The organism is Micromonospora alfalfae (assembly GCF_022230925.1).
In the GTDB taxonomy this organism is placed as follows: Bacteria; Actinomycetota; Actinomycetes; order Mycobacteriales; family Micromonosporaceae; genus Micromonospora; species Micromonospora alfalfae.
Window position 1 is genome coordinate 59143 of sequence record NZ_JAKKFH010000045.1, and the last position, 21439, is coordinate 80581.

General features: G+C 71.6%; 15 protein-coding genes. 9 read left to right on the forward strand and 6 right to left on the reverse strand.

From position 1 onward, the window contains the following. Positions 1-30: 30 nt before the first annotated feature. Positions 31-624 (reverse strand): PadR family transcriptional regulator, encoded by a 594-nt coding sequence (locus tag MED01_RS29320; protein WP_238671721.1) that lies wholly within the window; start codon positions 622-624, stop codon positions 31-33. A gap of 113 nt (positions 625-737) precedes the next feature. Between MED01_RS29320 and MED01_RS29325 the strand changes: the two genes are divergently transcribed. Beyond that, entirely contained in the window at positions 738-1991 is a 1254-nt protein-coding gene (locus MED01_RS29325; protein ID WP_238671722.1) for an MFS transporter, read from the forward strand. Positions 1992-1996: 5 nt separating this feature from the next. Next, positions 1997-2836 carry a GNAT family N-acetyltransferase gene (locus tag MED01_RS29330; RefSeq protein ID WP_196921561.1) on the forward strand — a complete coding sequence of 280 codons (840 nt, stop codon included), beginning with the start codon at positions 1997-1999 and terminating at the stop codon, positions 2834-2836. A 418-nt stretch (positions 2837-3254) separates the two neighbouring features. Here the strand turns inward: MED01_RS29330 and MED01_RS29335 are convergent, their stop codons facing one another. Then, a complete protein-coding gene (locus tag MED01_RS29335) occupies positions 3255-3818 on the reverse strand; it encodes a hypothetical protein (RefSeq protein WP_238671723.1) in 564 nt (187 codons plus the stop codon). A gap of 1119 nt (positions 3819-4937) precedes the next feature. On the opposite strand from MED01_RS29335, the gene MED01_RS29340 reads away from it, so the two are divergent. After that, positions 4938-8567, forward strand: a complete 3630-nt coding sequence (locus MED01_RS29340; protein WP_238671724.1) for an ATP-binding cassette domain-containing protein — start codon at positions 4938-4940, stop codon at positions 8565-8567. A gap of 48 nt (positions 8568-8615) precedes the next feature. Here MED01_RS29340 and MED01_RS29345 read toward each other — a convergent pair whose 3' ends face one another. The 4 genes from MED01_RS29345 to MED01_RS29360 all read right to left on the reverse strand — a co-directional run bounded on the left by MED01_RS29345 (position 8616) and on the right by MED01_RS29360 (position 12855). Next, positions 8616-9683, reverse strand: coding sequence for an NADH:flavin oxidoreductase/NADH oxidase (locus MED01_RS29345; RefSeq protein WP_238671725.1), 1068 nt, complete (start codon positions 9681-9683; stop codon positions 8616-8618). A 69-nt stretch (positions 9684-9752) separates the two neighbouring features. After that, on the reverse strand, positions 9753-11045 hold the full coding sequence (locus MED01_RS29350; protein ID WP_238671964.1) for a dicarboxylate/amino acid:cation symporter: 1293 nt from the start codon (positions 11043-11045) through the stop codon (positions 9753-9755). Between the two features lie 168 nt (positions 11046-11213). Further along, the gene (locus tag MED01_RS29355) at positions 11214-11897 is read right to left on the reverse strand and encodes a DUF998 domain-containing protein (protein ID WP_238671726.1); all 684 of its coding nucleotides are present in this window, start codon (positions 11895-11897) and stop codon (positions 11214-11216) included. Further along, entirely contained in the window at positions 11890-12855 is a 966-nt protein-coding gene (locus MED01_RS29360; protein ID WP_238671727.1) for a glutathione S-transferase family protein, read from the reverse strand. Before MED01_RS29360 ends, MED01_RS29355 begins: the two co-directional genes overlap by 8 nt. 105 nt (positions 12856-12960) lie before the next feature. Between MED01_RS29360 and pcaF the strand changes: the two genes are divergently transcribed. The 6 genes from pcaF (at position 12961) to MED01_RS29390 (ending at position 21348) form a co-directional block, all read left to right on the forward strand. Next, on the forward strand, positions 12961-14166 hold the full coding sequence (gene pcaF / locus MED01_RS29365) for a 3-oxoadipyl-CoA thiolase (RefSeq protein ID WP_238671728.1): 1206 nt from the start codon (positions 12961-12963) through the stop codon (positions 14164-14166). A gap of 110 nt (positions 14167-14276) precedes the next feature. Then, positions 14277-15089: an SAM-dependent methyltransferase gene (locus MED01_RS29370; RefSeq protein WP_238671729.1), complete on the forward strand. Its 813-nt coding sequence runs from the start codon at positions 14277-14279 to the stop codon at positions 15087-15089. 4 nt (positions 15090-15093) lie between these two features. Continuing rightward, positions 15094-17298, forward strand: coding sequence for a putative bifunctional diguanylate cyclase/phosphodiesterase (locus MED01_RS29375; RefSeq protein WP_238671730.1), 2205 nt, complete (start codon positions 15094-15096; stop codon positions 17296-17298). A 117-nt stretch (positions 17299-17415) separates the two neighbouring features. Beyond that, entirely contained in the window at positions 17416-17916 is a 501-nt protein-coding gene (locus tag MED01_RS29380) for a DUF456 domain-containing protein (protein WP_238671731.1), read from the forward strand. Between the two features lie 354 nt (positions 17917-18270). After that, positions 18271-19857: an amino acid permease gene (locus tag MED01_RS29385; protein WP_238671732.1), complete on the forward strand. Its 1587-nt coding sequence runs from the start codon at positions 18271-18273 to the stop codon at positions 19855-19857. Between the two features lie 126 nt (positions 19858-19983). Continuing rightward, positions 19984-21348 (forward strand): glutamine synthetase family protein, encoded by a 1365-nt coding sequence (locus MED01_RS29390; RefSeq protein WP_238671733.1) that lies wholly within the window; start codon positions 19984-19986, stop codon positions 21346-21348. The last annotated feature ends 91 nt before the right edge of the window (positions 21349-21439 follow it).

The window sequence follows — 21439 nt, forward strand, 5'->3', positions numbered from 1 at the left end:
CGCGCTTGAGCGCTGTGGTGCGGGCTGGCGTCACTCGGATTCGGCGAGGATCGCGTACAGCTTGCGCCGGGTCTCGTCGAGCACCTGGGCGGCCCGCTCGCGCTGGTCGTCGGTGCCGTGCATCATCACCTGGCGCAGGGCGTTCATCGCCTGCGCGCCGGAGTCGCGGATGTCGTGCCAGCTGCTCACCGTGCCCTGGGCGACGTCCGCCCACGGCGGGGTCTGCGCGGCCTCGGCGGCCTCGGCCTGGCCGGCCTCGCTGACAGTGAAGCGCTTTCGCCCCCCACCGGACTCCTCGGTGCTGGCGACGATCACACCCTCGTCCTCGAGTAACTGAAGCGTGGGGTAGATCGAACCCGGGCTCGGCCGCCACGCACCGCCGGTGCGGGAGTCGATCTCCTGGATCATCTCGTAGCCGTGCATCGGCCGCTCGGTGAGCAGAGCCAGTACGGAGGCTCGGACGTTGGGGCGTCGGCCCCGACCCCGGCCGCGGCCTCGCCCGCCCCAGGGGCCGCCGGATCCGTGCTCGGGGCCATGACCGTGCGGACCGGGCGGGATCGGTGGGAAGCCGAACCCCCGCATCCTCGCCTCGTGCATCGGGTGGTGCTGTCGGTGGAACCTCATCGGGCTCTCCCTTTCGTAGGACTATCGCTGATGCATCAACGATATATCGGCAATGCATCGCCGACAACCCTGCATTTCCCAAACCGTACGTACGTCTTGTTAGGGTGTCGACCATGCGCCTACTTCCCCCACCGGGCCCGGCCCGGGTCCTCACCCTCGGCACCCTGGTCAAGACCGCTGGGCGGAGCCTCTGGCTCGTGGCAAGCGCGCTCTTCCTCACCCGATCGGTCGGCCTGTCGGCGACCCAGGTGGGCATCGGCCTGACCATCTCGGCGCTGGTCGGTGTGCTGGCCAGCACACCGGGCGGCTACCTAGCCGACCGCATCGGCCCACGCGGGGTGCAGGTCGGCGCACTGTTCGCCGGCGGCACGTCGACCATCGGCCTGATCGCCGTCCGGTCGTTCCCCACATTCGTGCTGGTGGGAGCCGCTACGGCGCTCGCCGCTGCAATCGAGCGGGGCGCCCGAGGCGCGCTGATCGCCGGAGCCATCCCGGCCGACCAGCGGGTCCGCACCCGCGCCTACCTGCGGGCCACCACCAACGTCGGGATCTCCGTCGGCGCCGTCCTCGGCGGGTTCGCCATCGCCGCCGACACCCGAACCGGGTACGTCGCGCTGATCCTGACCGCGGCGGCGGCGTCACTGGCCGCGGCGGTGGTCTTCCTCCGACTGCCCGCCGTCGCCCCGGTCGCCGCCCCGGCGCACGGGCCTCGGCTGATTGCCCTACGCGACCGCCCGTTTCTCGCCTTCACCCTGGTCGACGGGCTGATGTCGATGCACTTCAGCCTGCTCACCCTCGCCCTGCCGCTGTGGATCGCCGGGCATACCCGGGCACCCATCTGGATGATCTCCGTGTTGACGCTGGTCAACACCGTGCTGGTGGTGCTCCTTCAGGTACGAGCCACGCGGAGCGCCGCCACCGTGCCCGGAGCCGCCCGCGCCGCCCGTCGAGCGGGCGTGGCCATCGCCCTGGCCTGCGTACTCTTCGCCGCCAGCGGCGCGCTGCCCACCGCCGGCGCGGTGGGCCTGCTCGGCCTCGGGGCAGTCGCGCACGTGACCGGGGAGCTGTGGCACTCCGCCGCAGGCTGGGGGATCTCCTTCGGGCTCGCACCGGCGGACGCCCAAGGGCAGTACCAGGGGGCGTACGGCATGGGCTACGAACTGGGCAAGATGCTCGCACCGGTGGTGGTCACCACCCTCGCGCTCGGCTGGGGCGTACCCGGCTGGCTTGTGCTCGGCGCCCTGTTTCTCCTGCTCGGAGCCCTGGTGCCCCCGGTCGTCCGATGGGCCGGGCGGACCCGGCCCGGCGGAGACGGTGCCGGCCTTGTCACTCGACCGGCGAAGCAGGGTGCCGATCTGGCAGGCTGATAGTCGTGCTGACGGTGCCGGTACGCCAACTGGGGGAATCGGAGCGCCGCGCGGTCGAGCGACTGCTCGACCATGACCCGTTCGCGGGCGCGCAGGTCGCCGAGCGGATCGCCGCGCGCGGACTCTCGTGGTGGCGGGCCGAGGGCAGAATCCTGGGGTACGGGGCTCGCCGCAACCTCGAGTCACTCTGCTGGCTCGGCGGCAACCTGACTCCCGTGCTTGCCAGTGACGCAGCGGTGGCTGCCTTCGCCGACCTGCTCGCGGGCGAGGAGCGGCTCTGCTCCTCCATCGTCGGCCGGGCCGATGCCGTCCTCGGGCTGTGGGACCGCCTCTCCGACACGTGGGGGCCAGCGCGAGACGTCCGCCCCAATCAGCCGCTGCTGGTCACCGACACGCTGCCACCCGTACCAGCCGATCCGGAGGTACGCCAGGTGCGCTCCGGCGAGGTCGACCGGCTCTTCCCGGCGGCGGTGGCCATGTACACCGAAGAGGTCGGCGTCTCCCCGCTGGCCGAGGACGGCGGACGCAGCTACCGGCGGCGGGTCAACGACCTGGTCCGGACAGGTCGCGCGTACGCCCGCATCATCGACGGCAAAGTTGTGTTCAAAGCCGAGCTGGCCGTGGTGACCAAACGGACGGCGCAGATCCAGGGCGTCTGGGTAGCACCAGAATGGCGGGGCCGCGGCATCGCCACCGCCGCCATGGCAGCCGTGGTCCGCGACGCGCTGCTGCGGGTCGCCCCCACCGTCAGCCTGTACGTCAACGATTTCAACCTGCCGGCCCGCCGCGTCTACGAGCGCTGCGGCTTCCAACCGATTGGCACCCTGGCCACCGTCCTCTTCTGACCGCTGCAGGTTGGCTGCGGGCGGTCCGCGTTACCGACGCGCACCAGCCTGGTGCCACAAGGCGGCCTGTCCCTTCAGATCTTGGACACTTTCCGTTAGCGCAGGACGGAAAGTGTCCAAGATCTGTGAACGAGTGCCGCATGGTGACGCCATCCGCCTCCGCCCTGGGTCCCTGCGCCGCGACATTCCCCAGCGGGGCCGGCTGTTGATGGTTGGCAGTTGGTGGTCGGCGTATCGGTGGTTGGTGGTCGGCCTCGCGGGTCCGACGGTCCGGCGGTCGGACGCAACGGAAAGGCCGCTGGCCGGCACCCCGGGGTTGCGGGTGCCGGCCAGCGGTCGGTGTCGTGCGGTGGTGCTGTTGTGCGGTGGTGCTGTCGTGCGGTGGTGTTGCGTGCTTGTCCTGCTGTGGTGCTGGTGGTCAGCTGTTCCAGTGCTGGCCAACCAGGTCGGTGGCCTGCTGCTCCCACTGGGCGTAGGCGTCCGGGTAGGCCGACACCTGGACGGTCTGCGCGGCGTCGGTCAGGGGCATGTCCTGCCACCCGTCGACCTGCTTCAAACCCTTGAGGAACGCCGTCGTGGAGTACTCAGGGTTGGTGATCTGCTCCGGGGTGCCCCAACCACTGGACGGGCGCTGCTGGAACAGGCCCAGCGAGTCGTGGTCGTTCATGTCGCCGAGGTGGCCCAGGTTCTCCAGCTTCGACTCCTGCAGGCTCGTCGCGATCGAGATCACCGCGGCCCGCTCCGGCAGACCCGCCTTCTTCGTCGCGGCGATGATCGCCTTCACGTTCGCGGTCTGCTCATCGTTGAGGCTGATGTGGGACTGGTCGCCCTGCGGCTTCGGCGCCGACTGGACGGCCACGGCGGCGGGCTTGGCATCCACGGCCGGGGTGGCGGCGTGGGCGGCGATCGGGCCGGCGAAGACACCACCGGCGAACGCGAGACCAGCAACGGACAGCATGCTCTTACGGAAGATCGTGTTCATGAGGGGTAGCTCCTTCGGGGGTAGGACACCCCGACCGCCAGAGGGGGGCGGCGGCGGGGTGTGAGCACCTCGTCCGGCGCTGCACAAACAAAGGGGAAAAAGTCTGGGGGGTGACGCCCATCTGGGCGTCGGGTCGGCGACCTGCCGAGCCGGGGGGCTCGTGGCGCCGGGACCCTGTGTAACGACCGGGGGGCCGGGGTCATTCCGGGTTGGCCCACCTGCCGGCACCCTCATCGAGGCGGTGCAAGGTGGTCGTTCGTGGGGACTGCAACGACCCGGGGGCCGGGACCATTCCCGAATGGCTCACCTGCCGGCACCCTCATCGTGGCGGTGCCCGTCGGTCGTTCGTGGGGACTGCAACGACCGGAGGGGGTCTGGCATTTCCGACCTGCGCGATCAGCCCTCAGGGGTCCGGGCGGCGGGTCGGTGGTACTGCGATCGTCAGGGTATGTAACGACCCCGGCCCCGCCATGATTCCGGCCCATGAGTGCGCCCGGCCACACCCCAGAAACCCCAACCAACGGACAAACCACCCAGACAGCACCGGCTGGGCGGCGTCGATTCGCCGCTCACCCGGGTGATCCACTCGGATTCACCGAACTCGGGGTGTCCCGGACGGGCGGACACCCCGAGTTCATGAAACCCGAGTCGATCACGAATCGGTCGGGCCGCACGGACCGCGCAAACCGGACAAGAAGGCCAGCGTCGGTGGGTTTCGGTGGCAAGCCTGCGGCGTGGCACGCACCGGTTCGGGCGAGTGCGCCCCTGACCCGAGAATCGCTGGCGCGGTGCCCGGTTTGGTCTATCAAGTGGGTGGCGCGAGGGTGGCCGCTGGCTCTGATCCGAGAATCGCGGGCGCGGCATCCCGATTTGGTTGATCGAGTGGGTGGCGCGAGGGTGGTCGCCGGGGCGCCGGCTCTGACTCGAGAACCGCTGGCGCGGTGCCGCACGTCTAGCTGATCAACGGGTGGCGCGACGGTGGGTGCGGCATCGAGAACGGTGGCCGCCGGGTCCGCTTCAACGGACGGAGTCCCTGCTCACGGCCGGAAAATCGGTTGAGGTGACGGGGTGGTGCCGGCAGGCTGAGGTCTCCGCCACCCACGTCCCGGAGGACTTTCCATGCGCCTGCTCCGTGATCTGTGGGGTACTTCGACCCGTCGTGTGACGATCGTGGCCGTCCTCATCGTGCTGGGCGCCGCGGGGCAGGCGGGCGCGTCGGCGCTGGCCGGTGCGGTGCTGGTGCATCGTTCGGCTGGCTTCTTCGCCGTACTGGCCGCGGCCCTGGTTGCCGTTGTCCTCAGCGACCTCGCGGTGAGTCTGCTGATGGCCGGCCTGACCGCCGACTGGTCAGCGGACGTGCGTCGCCGACTCTGCCGCGTCGCTCTCGGGCAGGACCTGCCCACCCTGGAGACCACTCCGGTGGGCGAGTTGCTGGACCGCATCGACGGGGACGTCTATCAGGTGGCGTCGGCAATTCGTAACCAGGGCACCCGGCTCGCCCAGGGCCTCTGCGTCGGTCTGTTGTCGATGGTCGTGGCGGTGTTCGTGTGGTGGCCGGCGGGGATCGCGATGCTGCTGCTCACTGTGGTGCTCGCGGTCGGCCTGCGCCGGCCCACGGCGCGGATCGGCCCGGCCCGGATGGCCGAGGAGGAGGCGTGGTCCGACCTGGCCGCCGTGATGGAGGAGGCGGTGCACGGCCAGGACGACGTACGCACCAGTCTGGCGCGGCCGTACGTGCTGCGGTTGTACGCGCGGCGGGCCTCCGCCGTGCTGTCCCGTGGCCTGGTGGTCTGGGTGCTGTCCGCCCGGGTGGCGACGGTGGCCACCGCGACGATCCGGGCGGGCATCGGCGCTGTGGTGCTCGGCGGTGCCTGGGCGTTGGCCACCGGCCGGATCGACGCCGCCCGGCTCACCGCCATCTGGTTGCTCGCCCTGGCCTTCGGGGCGACCGCTGAACACGTCAGCCGGATGGTGCCGGAGATCCAGGAGGCGCTCGGCGCGTGGGCGCGGGTGCAGTTGCTCTACAAGGCCCGGCAGGAGCCGGTTGGCGGGGCCAGCCCGAGCGAGGGTGACCTGCGCATTCGGGACCTGACATTCGCGTACGGGGAGAGTGGCCGGGGGGCCGCGCTGCGCGGGCTCAGCCTCACCTTCGCGCGCGGTCGTTCGTACGCGCTGATCGGGCGGACCGGTTCGGGCAAGTCGACCCTGGCGAAGGTGCTCACCCGCGCGGTCGACGTGCCGCCGGGCACTGTCTTCCTTGGCGGCACCGACCTGTGCGACCTCGACGTCGAGCAGTTGCGCCGCTGGGTGGCGTTGGTGCCGCAGCGCACCGAGATCCTGGCCGGCACTCTCGCCGAGAACGTGGCGCTCTTCGACAGGGAGTTGCTCGACGCGGCGGCTCGGGCCCTCGACGAGTTGGGCCTGGCCGGCTGGATCGCCGAGCTGCCGGACGGGTTGACGACCCGGTTGGGGGAGGGCGGGCACGTTCTGTCCGCCGGCCAGGAGCAGTTGGTGGCGTTCGCCCGGATCCTGGTCCGGGAGCCGCACGTGGTGATCCTCGACGAGGCCACCGCGCGGCTGGACCCGGTCACCGAGGCGCGGGTGCAGCGGGCCACCGAACGCCTGCTGCGTGACCGGATCGGCATCGTCATCGCGCACCGACTCTCCTCGGTGCGCCGCTGCGACGAGGTGGTCGTCCTGGCCGACGGCGCGGTGGTCGAGGCCGGTCCGCTGGAGACGTCGACCCGCTTCGCCGAACTCCTGGCGACCAGCCACGCCGCCGCGTACGCCACTGTGGCGCCGGCCGGTCGTGCCGGCGTCGGCACCGACCTGCTGGTCGGCCCCGGCCCGGTCGACGCCTGGCCGAGCGAGCCGCCGCCGGCCCGGATCGAGCCGGTCGGACCGACGGAGCGGACCACAGCGGTCGGGCCGGCGGAGCGGACCACAGCGGTCGGGCCGGCGGAGCGGACCACTGCGGTCGGGCCGGCGGAGCGGGCCACAACGGTCGGGCCGGCGGAGCAGGTCACAGCGGTCGGGCCGACCCGGGCCGACCCGCCGCCGCTGCCGCCGGTGCCGCCGGCCCGGACGCTGCGGGAGATCTTCCGACTCTGTACCAACGATCCCCGGTACGGTGCGGCGGCGATCGTGCTGTTCCTCGGTCTCAGCCTGCTCGGGCTGGACGGCCCGGTGCTGCCCTGGCTCTGGGCGGACCTGGTCGACGGGACCGGTAACCCGTACCTGCCGGCGGTGGGGATCGTCGCCGGGTTGCTGATCACCCTGCCGTTGCCGTTCTACACCCACGTCTGGTTCCCGCAGTGGTGGGTGCGGCAGATGCTGCGGATCGGCCTTCGCCTGGTGCACGGCCAGACCGGGCCGCGCCGGGTCAGCTCGCACACCCCCGCTGAGGTGGTGGCGCAGGGTGGGGACACCGAGCGGGTGGTCCAACTCGCCGACAACGTGCTGGACCAGACGGTCGCGCTGGTGCTCGTGGTCGCCATGACGGCGGTCACCGGAAGCGTCGTACCCGGGCTGTTCTTCCTCGGCACGATGGTCGTCTCCGGGCTGGCCGCGACGTTGTTCGGGCCGAAGCTGGAGCGTGCGGCCCGGGCGACGGTGGCGGCGCGGGCCTCCTTCGCCACGGCGCTGGTCTCCGCTCTCTCCGCGGCGCGGACGGTGAAGCTCGCCGGCGCTACCACTGCGGTGCTGCGCCACCTGGCGAGCCTGGACGTGCTGCGTAGCGACAGGCAGCGGCGGGAGATCTCGGTGCAGGTGTGGGCGCGCTCCACACCGTCGATGGCCAGTGGGTTGTTGCCGATCGGCGCGTGGGCGCTCTACCTGAACGGCTCGCTCTCCGCCGGGGCGGTGCTGGTGGCCGTGTCCACCCTGGGCGCGGCCCGCTGGTTCGCCTGGACGACGGCGTCGTTGATCTCGCAGCTGCCCTCGGCGCGGGTCTGGACCCGGCGCACGGCGGCGATGGCCGGGGTGAGCGCGTACTCCGCTGGGGTGCCGGAGGTCGACCTGACCGCCGGGACGGCGCCCGCGCCGACCATGCCGCCCCGGCATCCGCTGCGCCGGCTGGAGCTGCGCCGCTTCGGGGTGGTGCACTCCGACGGCACTGTGGCCGTCCGGGACGTGGACCTGACCGTGCAGCGCGGGCAGTTGGTGCTGGTCGTCGGGCCGGTGGGGTCGGGCAAGTCCTCGTTGCTGCGCGGGCTGGCCGGCATTGTGCACCACACCGGCGAGCTGGCCTGGAACGGTGACCCGGTCACCGAGCCGGAGTTGTTCCTGCGCCCCAACCAGGTCGGCTACGTCGGTCAGTTGCCCCGGGTGCTCTCCGGCACGGTTGCCGACAACATCGCCCTCGGGCACCAGGTGGATGCGGCGGGGGCGGTCAGCACAGCCCAGCTCGACCACGATCTGGCTGCCGCCGGTGGTGGGCTGGGCCTGCTCATCGGGCACAAGGGCACCCGGCTCTCCGGCGGGCAGTTGCAGCGGTTGGCGCTGGCCCGGGCGCTGGCCCCGCGTACCGAACTGCTTGTCGCCGACGACGTGTCGTCGGCGCTGGACGTCACCACCGAGCTGGCGCTGTGGCAGGCGTTGCGGGGCCACGGGGTGACGGTTGTCGGCTCGACAGCGAAACGCGCCGCGTTGGTCCGGGCCGACCACGTGGTGGTGCTGCTCGGCGGCACGGTGGCCGCCCAGGGCACCTGGCAGGACCTGGAGGGCGACTGGTCACACCTGGCCGGTTGACCGACGGTCGGGCGGCCGCTCACGCGGCGGCCGCCCGACCGGTGGGGATCAGGAGGCGCGGGCGTACTGGGCGGGGCCGGAGTACGCGACGCCGAGCTTCGCGGCGGCGCGGCGCGGCCAGTACGGGTCGCGCAGCAACTCCCGGCCCAGCAGCACCAGGTCGGCCTCGCCGCTGGCGACGATCTGCTCGGCGTGCTCGGGCTCGACGATGAGGCCCACCGCGCCGGTCGGTACGCCGGCCTCGCGGCGGATCTGCGCGGCCAGTGGCACCTGGTAGCCCGGGCTGAGCGGGACGCGCTGGTCAGTGCTCACCCCACCGGAGGACGCGTCGACCAGGTCGACGCCGACGCCGGCCAGCTCACCGGCGAGCACCACGCTGTCCTCGATCGTCCAGCCGCCCTCGACCCAGTCGGTGGCGGAGATCCGGGTCAGCACCGGCACGTCCTCGCCGACCGCGGCGCGCACCGCGCGGGCCACCTCCAGGGTGAGCCGCATCCGGGCGGCCCGGTCGCCGCCGTACGCGTCGGTGCGGTGGTTGGTCAGCGGCGAGAGGAACTCGTTGAGCAGGTAACCGTGGGCGGCGTGGATCTCCACGGCGGCGAAGCCGGCGTCCAGCGCGCGAACGGCTCCGGCCGCGAACGCCTCGACCACCCCGGCGATGCCGGCCTCGTCGAGGCTGGTCGGCGTCCGGTAGTCGGCGGTGAATGGCTCCGGGCCGGGGGCGACGGGCGTCCAGCCACCCTCGGCGTCCGGCACGCCACCGCGCTGCGGCGCCCACGGCCGGTAGGTGGAGGCCTTGAAGCCGGCGTGCGCGAGCTGCACGGCCGGCACCGCGCCGTGGGCGGCGACGAACGCGGTCACCGGTCGCCAGGCGTCGACGTGCGCACCGGACCAGAGGCCGGTGTCCTGCGGGCTGATCCGGCCCTCGGGGAGTACGGCGGTCGCCTCGGTCAGCACCAGGCCGGCGCCGCCGACCGCGCGGCTGCCGAGGTGGATCAGGTGCCAGTCGGTGGGCAGGCCGTCCGGGCCGGCGGAGTACTGGCACATCGGTGCCATGGCGATCCGGTTGGGCACTGTGACAGCGCGCAGGGCCAGGGGAGTGAACAGGGAGCTCATCGCATCATCCTCTCCGACACGGCGACGGGCCCCCGGGGAGAGGGGCCCGTCGCCGTACTGGTGAATCGGTCAGGCAGGAACGGGGCTGAGCTCGGGCCGGTTGTTGGCTACCGGCTCCGGCTCGGTCAGGTCACGCCGACCGGCGGACTCGTACGCCTCGCGGTCGAGAATGCCCTCGCGGGCGGCGACCACTGTCGGCACCAGCGCCTGACCCGCGACGTTGGTGGCGGTGCGGATCATGTCCAGGATCGGGTCGATGGCCAGCAGCAGGCCGGCGCCGGCCAGCGGCAGGCCCAGCGTGCTGAGGGTCAGGGTGAGCATCACGATCGCGCCGGTCAGGCCGGCGGTGGCCGCCGAGCCGACCACGGAGACGAAGGCGATCAGCAGGTAGTCGCCGATGCCGAGGTGCACGCCGAACACCTGGGCCACGAAGATCGCGGCGAGGGCCGGGTAGATGGCGGCGCAACCGTCCATCTTCGTGGTCGCGCCGAAGGGCACAGCGAACGAGGCGTACTCGCGGGGCACGCCGAGTCGCTCGACGGAGCGCTGGGTCACCGGCATGGTGCCGACCGAGGAGCGGGACACGAAGCCCAGCTGGATCGCCGGCCAGGCGCCGGCGAAGAAGCGCACCGGGTTGAGGCGGCCGGCCAGGATCAGCACCAGCGGGTAGACCACGAACAGCACGATGGCGCAGCCGACGTAGACGGCTGTGGTGAACTTCGCGAGGGGGGCCAGCAGGTCCCAGCCGTACGAGGCGACGGCGTTGCCGATCAGGCCGAGGGTGCCGATCGGGGCGAGCCGGATGACCCACCAGAGCGCCTTCTGGACGATCTCCAGCAGGGAGCGGTTCAGCGCCACGAACGGTTCGGCGGCTTCGCCGACCAGCAGGGCCGCGGCACCGATGACGACGGCGAGGAAGACGATCTGGAGGACGTTGCCCTCGACGAACGCGCCGACCGGGTTGGTGGGCACGATGCCGATGAGGAAGTCGGTCCACGAGCCGGTGTTCTTCGGCGGTGCCGCGCCACCCAGGTCGAGGGTCACGCCCTTGCCCGGGTTGGTGAGCAGGCCGAGGCCGATGCCGATGCTCACCGCGATCAGCGCGGTGATGCCGAACCACATCAGGGTCTTGACGGCGAGCCGGGCGGCGTTGGCGACGCCGCGCAGGCTGACCACGCTGACCACGATGGCGGTGAAGACCAGCGGCGGCACGGCCAGCTTGAGGAGTTGGACGAAGAGGCTACCGACTGTGTGCAGGGTGCTGGTCAGCCAGCTCAGGTCGTTGCTGCGGGCAAGGAAGCCCAGCGCGACGCCGAGCACGAGGCCGAGCAGGATCTGCACGGAGAAGGGAATTTTGCGCAGGCTGAAGGGCATGAAAATGTATCCAATTGTCCGGTCCGATCGGGGCAGGCGTAGGAACGCGGCTAGCCCGGACAGATGCCACTGGCCTGTAGTCGGAGATCGACATACAGGCGGACAGTGAGGCCCCAGACATTGGTCATCGCTGGCCGACGATACGCCGATTCCCGCTTATCGGAAGGACCGGACGGCGTGAGGCTCCTTACAGAGGGCCAGCGCGGTGGCGGTGCCCAGGCCCCACAGCACCGCGAGGGCGAGGATCAGCCGTTCCAGCAACCCCACCACCGGGCCCCGACCGATCACGAGCATCGCCAGCCCCACAGTGGCACAGAGCGGCAGGGCCAGCACGGCGGCCACCCCGGCCAACCGACGCACCGTCCGGCCGGCCGACCCGGAGACGGCCAGCGTGATCATGGCAAAGACCACCGCCGCGGTCGCCGCGATGCTCGCGCCGCCGTGCACCAGGTCCGCCGTCGTCGCGCGCTCGAACGGCGGCAACGGGCAGCCGCCGGAACAGGTGACCGCCCCGGACACGGCGGTGAACACGGCCCCGGTGGCGAGCAGCGCCGGTGCGGCCGCCCACACCCCGGGAGGCAGCGCCGCGCCGATCAACAGCAACGCGCCGGCAAGCGCCAGGATCCCGATCCGGTACGTCGCGGCGTGGGCGCTGCCGGCGATGCCCGCCTCGCTGACGTACCCGGTGAGCCCTGGACCGGGACCGGCGACCACGGCGAGCGTCACCGCCACCGCACCGGCCAGCGTGCAGCCCGCCGCCGCTGACCCGGCGACCCGGCGGGCGACCTCGCCGCGGGCCCTCGGCACTGTCGGGGCGGCCGGCCGACCCGGCTCAACCACGCCCGTGCGGCGTGCTCCAGCCGGATTCGTCCGGCCCGAGTGGCACGATGCCGCTGGGATTGATCTCCCGGTGCGTGCCGTAGTAGTGCCGCTTGATGTGGTCGAAGTCCACCGTCTCGCCGAAACCCGGCGTCTGGAACAGGTCCCGGGCGTACGCCCAGAGCACCGGCATCTCGGTCAGCTTGTTGCGGTTGCACTTGAAGTGCCCGTGGTACGCGGCGTCGAAGCGGACCAGCGTGGTGAACAGCCGCACGTCCGCCTCTGTGATCGTGTCGCCCATCAGGTAGCGCTGCCCGGCCAGCCGCTCGGAGAGCGCGTCCAGCCGGGCGAAGAGCGCCCGGAACGCCTCGTCGTACGCCTCCTGGGAGGTGGCGAACCCGCAGCGGTAGACGCCGTTGTTGACGTCGGTGTGGATCTCGGCCATCAGCGCGTCCATCTCGGGGCGCAGCGCCTCCGGGTAGAGGTCCGGCGCCCCCGCCCTGTGCAGCGACCGCCACTGTGTGGAGAAGTCGAGGGTGAGCTGCGGATAGTCGTTGGTGACCACCCGCCCGGTCAGTGTGTCGACGAGCGCCGGCACCGTCACCCGGCCGGTGTAGTCCGGGTCGGTGGCCAGGTACGCCTCGGAGAGGAAGCTCACCCCGAGCACCGGGTCGAAGCCATCCGGGTCGAGGGCGAACGCCCAGCCCCGCTCGTCCCGGATCGGGTCGACGGTGCCCAGTGAGATCGCGTCGTCCAGCCCGAGCAGGCCGCGCACGATCCTCGCCCGGTGCGCCCACGGGCAGGCCCGGCACCAGATCAGCCGGTAACGGCCGGCCTCCAGCGGCCAGCGGTCCTGCTCGTCCGGGCCGCCGCCGGGTGGCGAGGTGGAGTCGGCGGTGACCCGACCGGTGAACCGGTTCGGCTGGCGGACGAACGCGCCGCCGCCGCTGGTCTCTGCGCTGAACTGGGCCCGGGCCATGCCGTCAACCTATCCGCTGCCGGCGCGGATATCCTGGCGCCGGCAGCCCTCGTGACCCGGTGGGCGTGCCCCACCCCCGCCGTCTGCACCCCCTAAGGACTCGCGATGACCGTGGCATACCTGGTGGCCGGTGTCCGCACCCCGATCGGCCGGTACGCGGGCGCGCTGGCCGGCGTCCGCCCGGACGACCTGGCCGCGCACGTGATCCGAGAACTGGTCGCCCGCCACCCGTCGGTGGACTGGGCCCGAGTCGACGACGTCGTGCTCGGCTGCGCCAACCAGGCCGGCGAGGACAACCGCAACGTGGCCCGGATGGCGGCGCTGCTGGCCGGGCTGCCCGAGGAGGTGCCGGGCAGCACTGTCAACCGGCTCTGCGGCTCGGGCCTGGACGCGCTCGCGAGCGCCGCCCGGTCCATCGTCGCCGGGGACGCCGAGCTGGTGATCGCCGGCGGGGTGGAGAGCATGAGCCGGGCGCCGTTCGTCATGCCGAAGGCGACGTCGGCGTACTCCCGCTCGGCCGAGGTTTACGACACCACCTTGGGCTGGCGGTTGGTGAACCCGTTGATGCGTGACGGGTGGGGGGTCGACTCGATGCCGGAGACGGCGGAGAACGTGGCAGCCGAGTACGGCGTGAGCCGGGCCGAGCAGGACGCCTTCGCGTACCGGTCGCAGCAGCGTGCGGCGAAGGCGCAGGCCGACGGCCGGTTCGCCGAGGAGATCGTGGCGGTGTCAGTGCCGGCCGGTCGTCGGGAGACCCGGCTGGTGGATGTCGACGAGCACCCTCGGGAGACCACGCTGGCGAAGTTGGCCGCGCTGCCCACCCCGTTCCGCGACGGCGGGACGGTGACCGCCGGCAACTCCTCGGGCGTCAACGACGGCGCTGTCGCGTTGCTGGTGGCCAGTGAGGCGGCGGTCGCCCGGTACGGCCTGACCCCGCTGGCCCGGATCGTCGGCGCGGCGGCGGCCGGTGTGCCGCCACGGATCATGGGAATCGGCCCGGTGCCGGCCACCCGCAAGCTGCTCGATCGCGTCGGCGTCGAGTTGGGCGCTGTGGACGTGGTGGAGCTGAACGAGGCGTTCGCCGCGCAGTCCGTGGCGGTGTTGCGTGAGCTGGGGCTGCCGGTGGACGCCGACCACGTCAACCCGAACGGTGGGGCCATCGCGCTGGGGCACCCGCTCGGCGCCAGCGGCGCGCGGCTGGCGCTGACCGCCGCCCTGGAGCTGCGCCGTCGCGGTGGCCGCCGGGCTCTGGCCACCATGTGCATCGGCGTTGGTCAAGGCATCTCGCTGTTGCTGGAGTCAGCCGCCTAGAGTGGTCCACACCACACGACCCGCGGGTCGACCGGTGCCCACGCGTGCCCGCTGCGCGCCCCGACGCCGGTGCCGTCCCGCGCCGCGGCGATGAACTGGGGAGCACGCTGATGCCGGACGGACTGCCGACCGAGATCGATCTGACCAGGCCGAGCGCGGCCCGGGTGTACGACTACTTTCTGGGTGGAGCGCACAACTTCGAGATCGACAGGCAGTTGGCGGAGCAGATCGCCAGCATGACCCCGAATCTCGCCGCCACCATGCGCTCCGGTCGGGAGTTCCTGCGCCGGGCCGTTCGGGTGCTGCTCGACGCCGGCATCGACCAGTTCCTCGACATCGGCTCCGGAATTCCCACCGTGGGCAACGTGCACGAGGTGGCGCAGGGAGTGAACCCCAAGGCCCGCGTCGTGTACGTCGACATCGACCCGGTGGCGGTCGCGCACAGCCGGGAGCTGCTGGCTGGCAACGAGCTGACCGGTGTCATCCACGCCGACCTGCGTGAGCCAGAGCGGATCCTCGCCGAGACCCGACAGCTCGGGCTGATCGACTTCACTCGTCCGATGGGCATCCTGCTGGCCGGGGTGGTGCACTTCATCCCGGACGCCGACCGACCCGAGGCGATCCTGGCCACCCTGCGGGCCGCCGCCGCGCCGGGCAGCTTCCTTGTCGTCTCCCACTCCACCTTCGAGGACCAGCCGCAGGAGATGCTGGACGCCCAGCGCCTCTCCGCCCGCACCGCCACCGAGATCACCCTGCGCTCCCGCGCCCAGGTCACCGGCTTCTTCGGCGACTGGACCGTCCTGGAACCGGGCGTGGTGCACATGCCGCTCTGGCGCCCGGACTCACCGTCCGACGTGGACGAGCACCCGGAGCGGTTCGGTGCCTTCGGGGGCGTCGCCCGGTACGACCAGCCCGCCGGCTGATCTCGTGGCCGCCGTCCCGGATCCCGCCGGGGTCGATGCCGGCCGGGATCCCGCCGGGGTCGATGCTGGCCGGGATCTCGCCGGTTGGGCGGACGCCCAGGGCTACGCCGCCGACTGGGCCCGCGCGGTGCGTCGACTCGGTTTCGTGCCGCTCAGCGTGGCCGAGACCGAGCGGCTGCTGCTGGCGCACACGATCCGGCTGGCCCAGGCGGTACGGGCGGAGCCGTTCAGCGCCCACCCGGCCGAGGAGGTCGGGCGGGCGCTGGTGGAGGCGCACCTCACCGAGCCGCAGGCCCTGGAGTGGACGCTGCACGCGCTCGGTGCGACGTTCGGGCGTCGGGTGCTGGGTGACGGTGACCGGCCGGCCGACCTCGCCGACCGGATCGCGGCGGTGCAGGGCGGGCTGGCCGCCGGGTTCGCCCGTGCGCTGCGCGACCGCACGTTCAGCCAGCAGGAGCGGATCGCCCGGTCGGCCTGGCAGGCGCGCGACGAGGTCGAGCAGGCGCTACGCGAGAGCGAGGCACGGTTCCGGGCGGTGTTCACCGGCGCCGCGATCGGGATCGGGATCGCCGGCGTGGACGGTCGGATCATCGACGTCAACCAGGCGTTCGCCGACATGCTGGGCTACTCGATCGAGGAGTTGCGCGGGACCAACGTGGCAGGGTTGGTCCACGCCGACGACGCGGCCGGGATGTGGGAGCTCTACCAGGAGATGATCGAAGGGAAGCACGACGCGGCCCGGGTGGAGAAGCGTTACTACCGCAAGGACGGCACGACGGTCTGGACGGATCTGGCCGTCTCGCTGATCCGACACGATGGCCGGCCGCGATTCACCGTCGCGATGATCGAGGACATCACCGAGCGGTACGAACTCCAGCAGCGGCTGCGCTTCCAGGCCCTGCACGACCCGCTGACCGGGCTGCCCAACCGGACGCTGTTCTTCGAAACGTTGGGTCGGGTGCTCGACACCGCGGACGCCGGGCAGCGCGTCGGGGTGTGCTTCCTCGACCTGGACGGCTTCAAGGCGATCAACGACAGTCTCGGCCACGACCTCGGTGACCGGCTGCTCGTGATGATCGGCCGACGGCTGGCCGCGTGCGTGGCCGACCACGGCCACCTGGTCGCCCGGATGGGGGGCGACGAGTTCGTGATCCTCGTCGACGGAGGGGACGACACCGACGACCCGGTCTCCGTCGCGGAGGCCGCGCTGGCCGCCGTCGCGGCCCCGGTCCACGTCGGTGAGCACCAGTTGGCCGTCTCGGCCAGTGTGGGCATCGTGCAGTGCCCGGCCTCGGAGACCAGCGCGTCCGAGCTGATGAAGGCCGCGGACACCACGCTCTACTGGGCCAAGGCGGCGGGCCGGGGCCGGTGGGCGGTCTACGACCCCGAGCGCGGCGCCCGGGACATCGCCCGCTCGGCGCTGGTCGCCGGGCTGCCGGCCGCCCTGGAGCGGGGCGAGTTCGTGCTGCACTACCAGCCGATCGTGTCGCTGCTGGAGGGCACCATGCTCGCGGTGGAGGCGCTGGTCCGTTGGGAGCATCCGGAGTTGGGCCTGATCGGGCCGGACCGGTTCATCGGCCTGGCCGAGGAGACCGGCCTGATCGTCCGGCTCGGCGAGTGGGTGCTGCGGCGGGCCTGCGAGGACGCCGAACGGTGGTGGCGGGAGTTCCCCGACGCCAGGCTGGTGGTCAGCGTCAACCTGGCCGCCCGGCAGGCCGACGAACCGGCCATCGTGGACACTGTCGCCGACGCGTTGCAGAGCAGCGGGCTGCCCGCGGAGTTGCTGCAACTGGAGCTGACCGAGAGCGCCGTGATGGGCAGTGCCGGTGAACCCCTGCGCAGCCTGCACCGGCTCGCCGCACTCGGCGTACGGCTGGCGGTGGACGACTTCGGCACCGGGTACTCCAACCTGGCGTACCTGCGCCGGTTGCCGATCCACTGCCTGAAGCTCGCCGGTCCGTTCGTCGAGGGCATCCGCGCGGACGGGACCGACGTGGCGGCCGACCACCGCGACGAACGGATCGTGGACGCGTTGGTCCGGTTGGCGCACGCCCTGGAGCTGTGGGTCACTGCCGAGGCGGTGGAGACCGGCGTGCAGGCGGAACGGCTGCGGGCGCTGCGCTGCGACACCGGGCAGGGCCGATACTTCGGTGCGCCCGCCCCGGCCGAGGTGATCACCGCCCGGCTGCGCGGCGGAGCGTTGGCGTGAACGAGCGAACCAGCGGGCACGGCAGCGTGGCGCGAAGCGACGGCACGGAGCGAAGCGGAGTGCTGGCGTGAGTGGAGGACCGTTCCGGTCCGGAGGGTGGCGACGGAGGGTGGCGGCGTGGACCTGACGGACTCGCAGACGGCGGTGACGGTGGTGGCCGGGCTGGCCATCCTGGCCGGGTTGGCCGGCGTGGTGGTGCCCGGTCTACCGGCGCTGCCGCTGTGCTGGGGCGGCGTGCTGCTCTGGGCGGTCTTCGGCGGCGCCGGCCTGGGTGGTTGGGCGGTGTTCGCCGCCGCCACGGTGGTCGCCGGTGGTGGCGCCGTGATCAAGTACGCGTGGCCGGGCCGGAATTTGAAGCGCACCGGTGTGCCGACGTCCACGCTGCTCGCCGGTGGGGTGCTCGGCATCATCGGGTTCTTCGTGGTGCCGGTCGTCGGACTGGTGCTCGGCTTCGTCGCCGGGGTGTGGGCGGCCGAACGGCTCCGGCTGGGCAGTAACCAGCTCGCGTGGCCCTCGACAGTGCAGGCCCTGAAGGCGGCCGGCCTGTCGATGCTTGTGGAGTTCCTGGCCGGCCTCCTGATCGCGGCCTTCTGGGCAACCGGCCTCCTCCTGACCTGACCCCCCATTCCGGTCGGTGATCAAGAGGTTTGCGTCAAAATTCGGGCCCGGTTTGACGCAAACCTCTTGATCAACACGCGGAGAAGAGGGGCGCGGGGCACTTTTCGGGTACGGCGGAGTGGCCGTACGTGAGAGAGAGGCGTGCCCCGCGCCACCGGGTCGGGCGGTCCGAGCGCCCGGGATGGGCCCTTGTCGGGCCTGGTCACTGGTCCAGGATGCCGGGCGGGGTGGCCGGTCGGCAACGCAATTAGCCCGACGGCCGAGAGAATCCCACCGACTACGTATTGACCGCCTTGATCGGCCGGGTCGACACTTTGCCCACTCGCACGCGGAACCACCTCAGGGAGGTGTGCAGTGGCCACGACACCCGTGCCGACCGCCGAGCAACCTTTGGACGACGACGCCCGGCGGCTCGCCGAACTCGGCTACAAACAGGAGTTGCGCCGTAAGTGGAGTGGCTTCTCCAACTTCGCCATCTCCTTCTCGATCATCTCGATCCTGGCCGGCTGTTTCACCACCTTCGGTCAGGCGTGGAACAACGGCGGACCGGTCGCCATCTCCTGGGGCTGGCCGCTGATCTCGCTGTTCATCCTGATCATCGGCTTCTGCATGGCGGAGTTGGTGTCGGCGTACCCGACCGCTGGTGGGATCTACTGGTGGGCGGCCACCATGGGCCGCCCGGTGCACGGTTGGTTCACCGGCTGGCTGAACCTGATCGGTCTGGTCGCGGTCACCGCCTCGGTGGACTACGGCTGTGCGACGTTCCTCAACCTCACCCTGTCGGCGCTCTTCGACGGTTGGGCCGGGACGCTGCGGCAGGCGTTCATGCTCTTCGTGATCATCCTGGTGCTGCACGGGCTGATCAACATCTTCGGGCACCGGATCATCGACGTCCTTCAGAACGTCTCGGTCTGGTGGCACGTGGCCGGCGCGGCCGTCGTGGTGGCCATCCTGGTGTTCGTGCCCGACAACCACCAGAGCTTCCAGTTCGTGTTCACCGAGCGGTTCAACAACTCCGGCTTCGGCGACGGGGACATCGGCGGGCTGACGTTCTGGTTCTACGTGTTGCCGCTGGGCTTCCTGCTGACCCAGTACACGATCACCGGCTTCGACGCCTGCGCGCATGTCTCCGAGGAGACCCGGGGCGCCTCCCAGGCAGCGGCCCGGGGACTCTGGCAGTCGATCTTCTACTCGGCTGTCGGCGGCTGGATCCTGCTGCTGGCGTTCCTCTTCGCGGCCACCGACGTCGAGGCGGTCAACGCCGCGGGCGGCTTCTCCGGCGCGATCTTCGAGTCCGCGCTGACCCCGGTCTTCTTCAAGATCGTCATCATCATCTCGACAATCGGCCAGTTCTTCTGCGGCATGAGCTGCGTGACCTCGATGAGCCGGATGGCGTACGCGTTCAGCCGGGACCGTGCCGTACCCGGATGGCGGCTGTGGTCGACTGTCGACCGCAACGGCACCCCGGTCAACGCGATCATCGGCGCCACGGTGGCCGGCCTGGTGCTGACCCTGCCGGCGCTCTACGAGAGCTCCGCCGGTATCCCGATCGCGTTCTACGCGGTCGTCTCCGTCGCGGTGCTCGGGCTCTACCTGTCGTTCCTCATCCCGATCGCACTCCGGCTGCGGATGGGCGACCGGTTCGTCCCCGGGCCGTGGACGCTGGGCCGCAAGTACAAGCTGCTCGGCTGGATCGCGGTGATCGAGATCGCGATCATCGCCGTCTACTTCGTGCTGCCGATCGTGCCCGCCGGGGTGCCCGGCAACGACCTGTTCACCTGGTCGGCGGTGAACTACGCGCCGCTCGCCGTCGGCGGGGTGCTCCTGGTCGTCGCCGTCTGGTGGTACGCCTCGGCCCACAAGTGGTTCACCGGCCCGGTTCGTACCGTCGAAGAGCCCGCTGTGGCGGACGACCCGGCGCCGGCCGACGGCCCGGTCTGATCGGCACCCGGCGGGACGGGCGGTGCTGCCGTCCCGCCGGCCGTCGGCCGCGTTTGCCGCACGTGCCGCCGGGGGCATTGACGGTGATCCGGTTTGCCAGTAGACCTTGGTGATGGAGGCCCGCGAATGAGGAAAGCTCCGCTCACGCTGGAACAACTGCGGGTCGCCGTCGCCGAGGGCGAGATCGACACCGTGGTGCTGGCCCTCGTCGACATGCAGGGCCGGTTGCAGGGCAAGCGGTTCCACGCCCCCTTCTTCCTCGACCAGGTGGTGGCCAACGGCAGCGAGGGCTGCAACTACCTGCTCGCCGTGGACGTCGACATGAACACCGTCGACGGGTACGCGATGTCGAGCTGGGAACGCGGCTACGGCGACTTCGCGATGGTGCCGGACTTCGCCACCCTGCGCCGGGTGCCCTGGCAGCCCGGCTCCGCCCTGCTGCTGGCCGACCTGACCTGGCTCGACGGCTCAGGTGACGTGGTCGCCTCGCCCCGGCAGATCCTGCGCCGGCAGCTGGACCGGCTGGCCGAACGCGGGCTGACCGCGTACGCCGGCACCGAGTTGGAGTTCGTGCTGTTCCGCGACTCGTACGAGGACGCCTGGCAGCGCGGCTACCGCGACCTCACCCCGGCCAACCAGTACAACGTCGACTACTCGCTGCTCGGCACCGCCCGGGTGGAGCCGCTGCTGCGCCGCATCCGCGTCGAGATGGCCGACGCCGGGCTCACCCCGGAGAGCGCCAAGGGCGAGTGCAACCTCGGGCAACACGAGATCGCCTTCCGGTACGACGAGGCGGTGGCCTGCGCCGACCACCACGTCATCTACAAGAACGGCGCCAAGGAGATCGCCGCCCAGGAGGGGATGGCGATCACCTTCATGGCGAAGCCGAACGAGCGGGAGGGCAACTCCTGCCACATCCACTTCTCGCTTCGGGACCAGTCCGGCTCGTCGGCGATGCTCGGCGACGGGCCGGCGCACCTGTCGCAGACCGGGCAGCGGGTGCTCGCCGGGCTGCTGGCCACCATGCGGGAGTTCAGCCTGCTCTTCGCCCCGAACATCAACTCCTACAAGCGCTACCAGCCGGGATCGTTCGCCCCGACCGCGCTGCGCTGGGGTGTCGACAACCGCACCTGCGCCCTGCGGGTGGTCGGGCACGGGCAGGGCATGCGGGTGGAGAACCGGGTGCCCGGCGCTGACGTCAACCCGTACCTGGCGATCGCCGGGCTGGTCGCGGGGGCGCTGCACGGCCTCGACGGCGAGCTGGAGCTGGGTGCGGAGTGCACCGGCAACGCGTACGACGACCCGGAGGCCGAGCGGGTTCCCGGCACCCTGCGCGACGCCCTGGCCCTCTGGGAGGGGTCCACGGCAGCCCGCGAGGCGTTCGGCGACGAGGTGGTGGCCCACTACGCCAACCAGGCGCGAGTCGAGCTGGCCGCCTTCGACGCGGCGGTGACCGACTGGGAGCTGACCCGTGGCTTCGAACGCCTCTGACCCGCGCCCCACCCCCTCTCACCGGGTCGATCATGGACTTGTGGTGGGCGGAAAGTCCCGTGAGGCGGCTTTCGTGGGGCACCACAACTCC

Bases quoted from the DNA above. Each gene is read 5' to 3' on its own strand.
- MED01_RS29320 (WP_238671721.1), bottom strand. From the start codon at position 624: ATGAGGTTCCACCGACAGCACCACCCGATGCACGAGGCGAGGATGCGG.
- MED01_RS29325 (WP_238671722.1), top strand. From the start codon at position 738: ATGCGCCTACTTCCCCCACCGGGCCCGGCCCGGGTCCTCACCCTCGGC.
- MED01_RS29335 (WP_238671723.1), bottom strand. From the start codon at position 3,818: ATGAACACGATCTTCCGTAAGAGCATGCTGTCCGTTGCTGGTCTCGCG.
- MED01_RS29340 (WP_238671724.1), top strand. From the start codon at position 4,938: ATGCGCCTGCTCCGTGATCTGTGGGGTACTTCGACCCGTCGTGTGACG.
- MED01_RS29345 (WP_238671725.1), bottom strand. From the start codon at position 9,683: ATGAGCTCCCTGTTCACTCCCCTGGCCCTGCGCGCTGTCACAGTGCCC.
- MED01_RS29360 (WP_238671727.1), bottom strand. From the start codon at position 12,855: ATGGCCCGGGCCCAGTTCAGCGCAGAGACCAGCGGCGGCGGCGCGTTC.
- pcaF (WP_238671728.1), top strand. From the start codon at position 12,961: ATGACCGTGGCATACCTGGTGGCCGGTGTCCGCACCCCGATCGGCCGG.
- MED01_RS29370 (WP_238671729.1), top strand. From the start codon at position 14,277: ATGCCGGACGGACTGCCGACCGAGATCGATCTGACCAGGCCGAGCGCG.
- MED01_RS29390 (WP_238671733.1), top strand. From the start codon at position 19,984: ATGAGGAAAGCTCCGCTCACGCTGGAACAACTGCGGGTCGCCGTCGCC.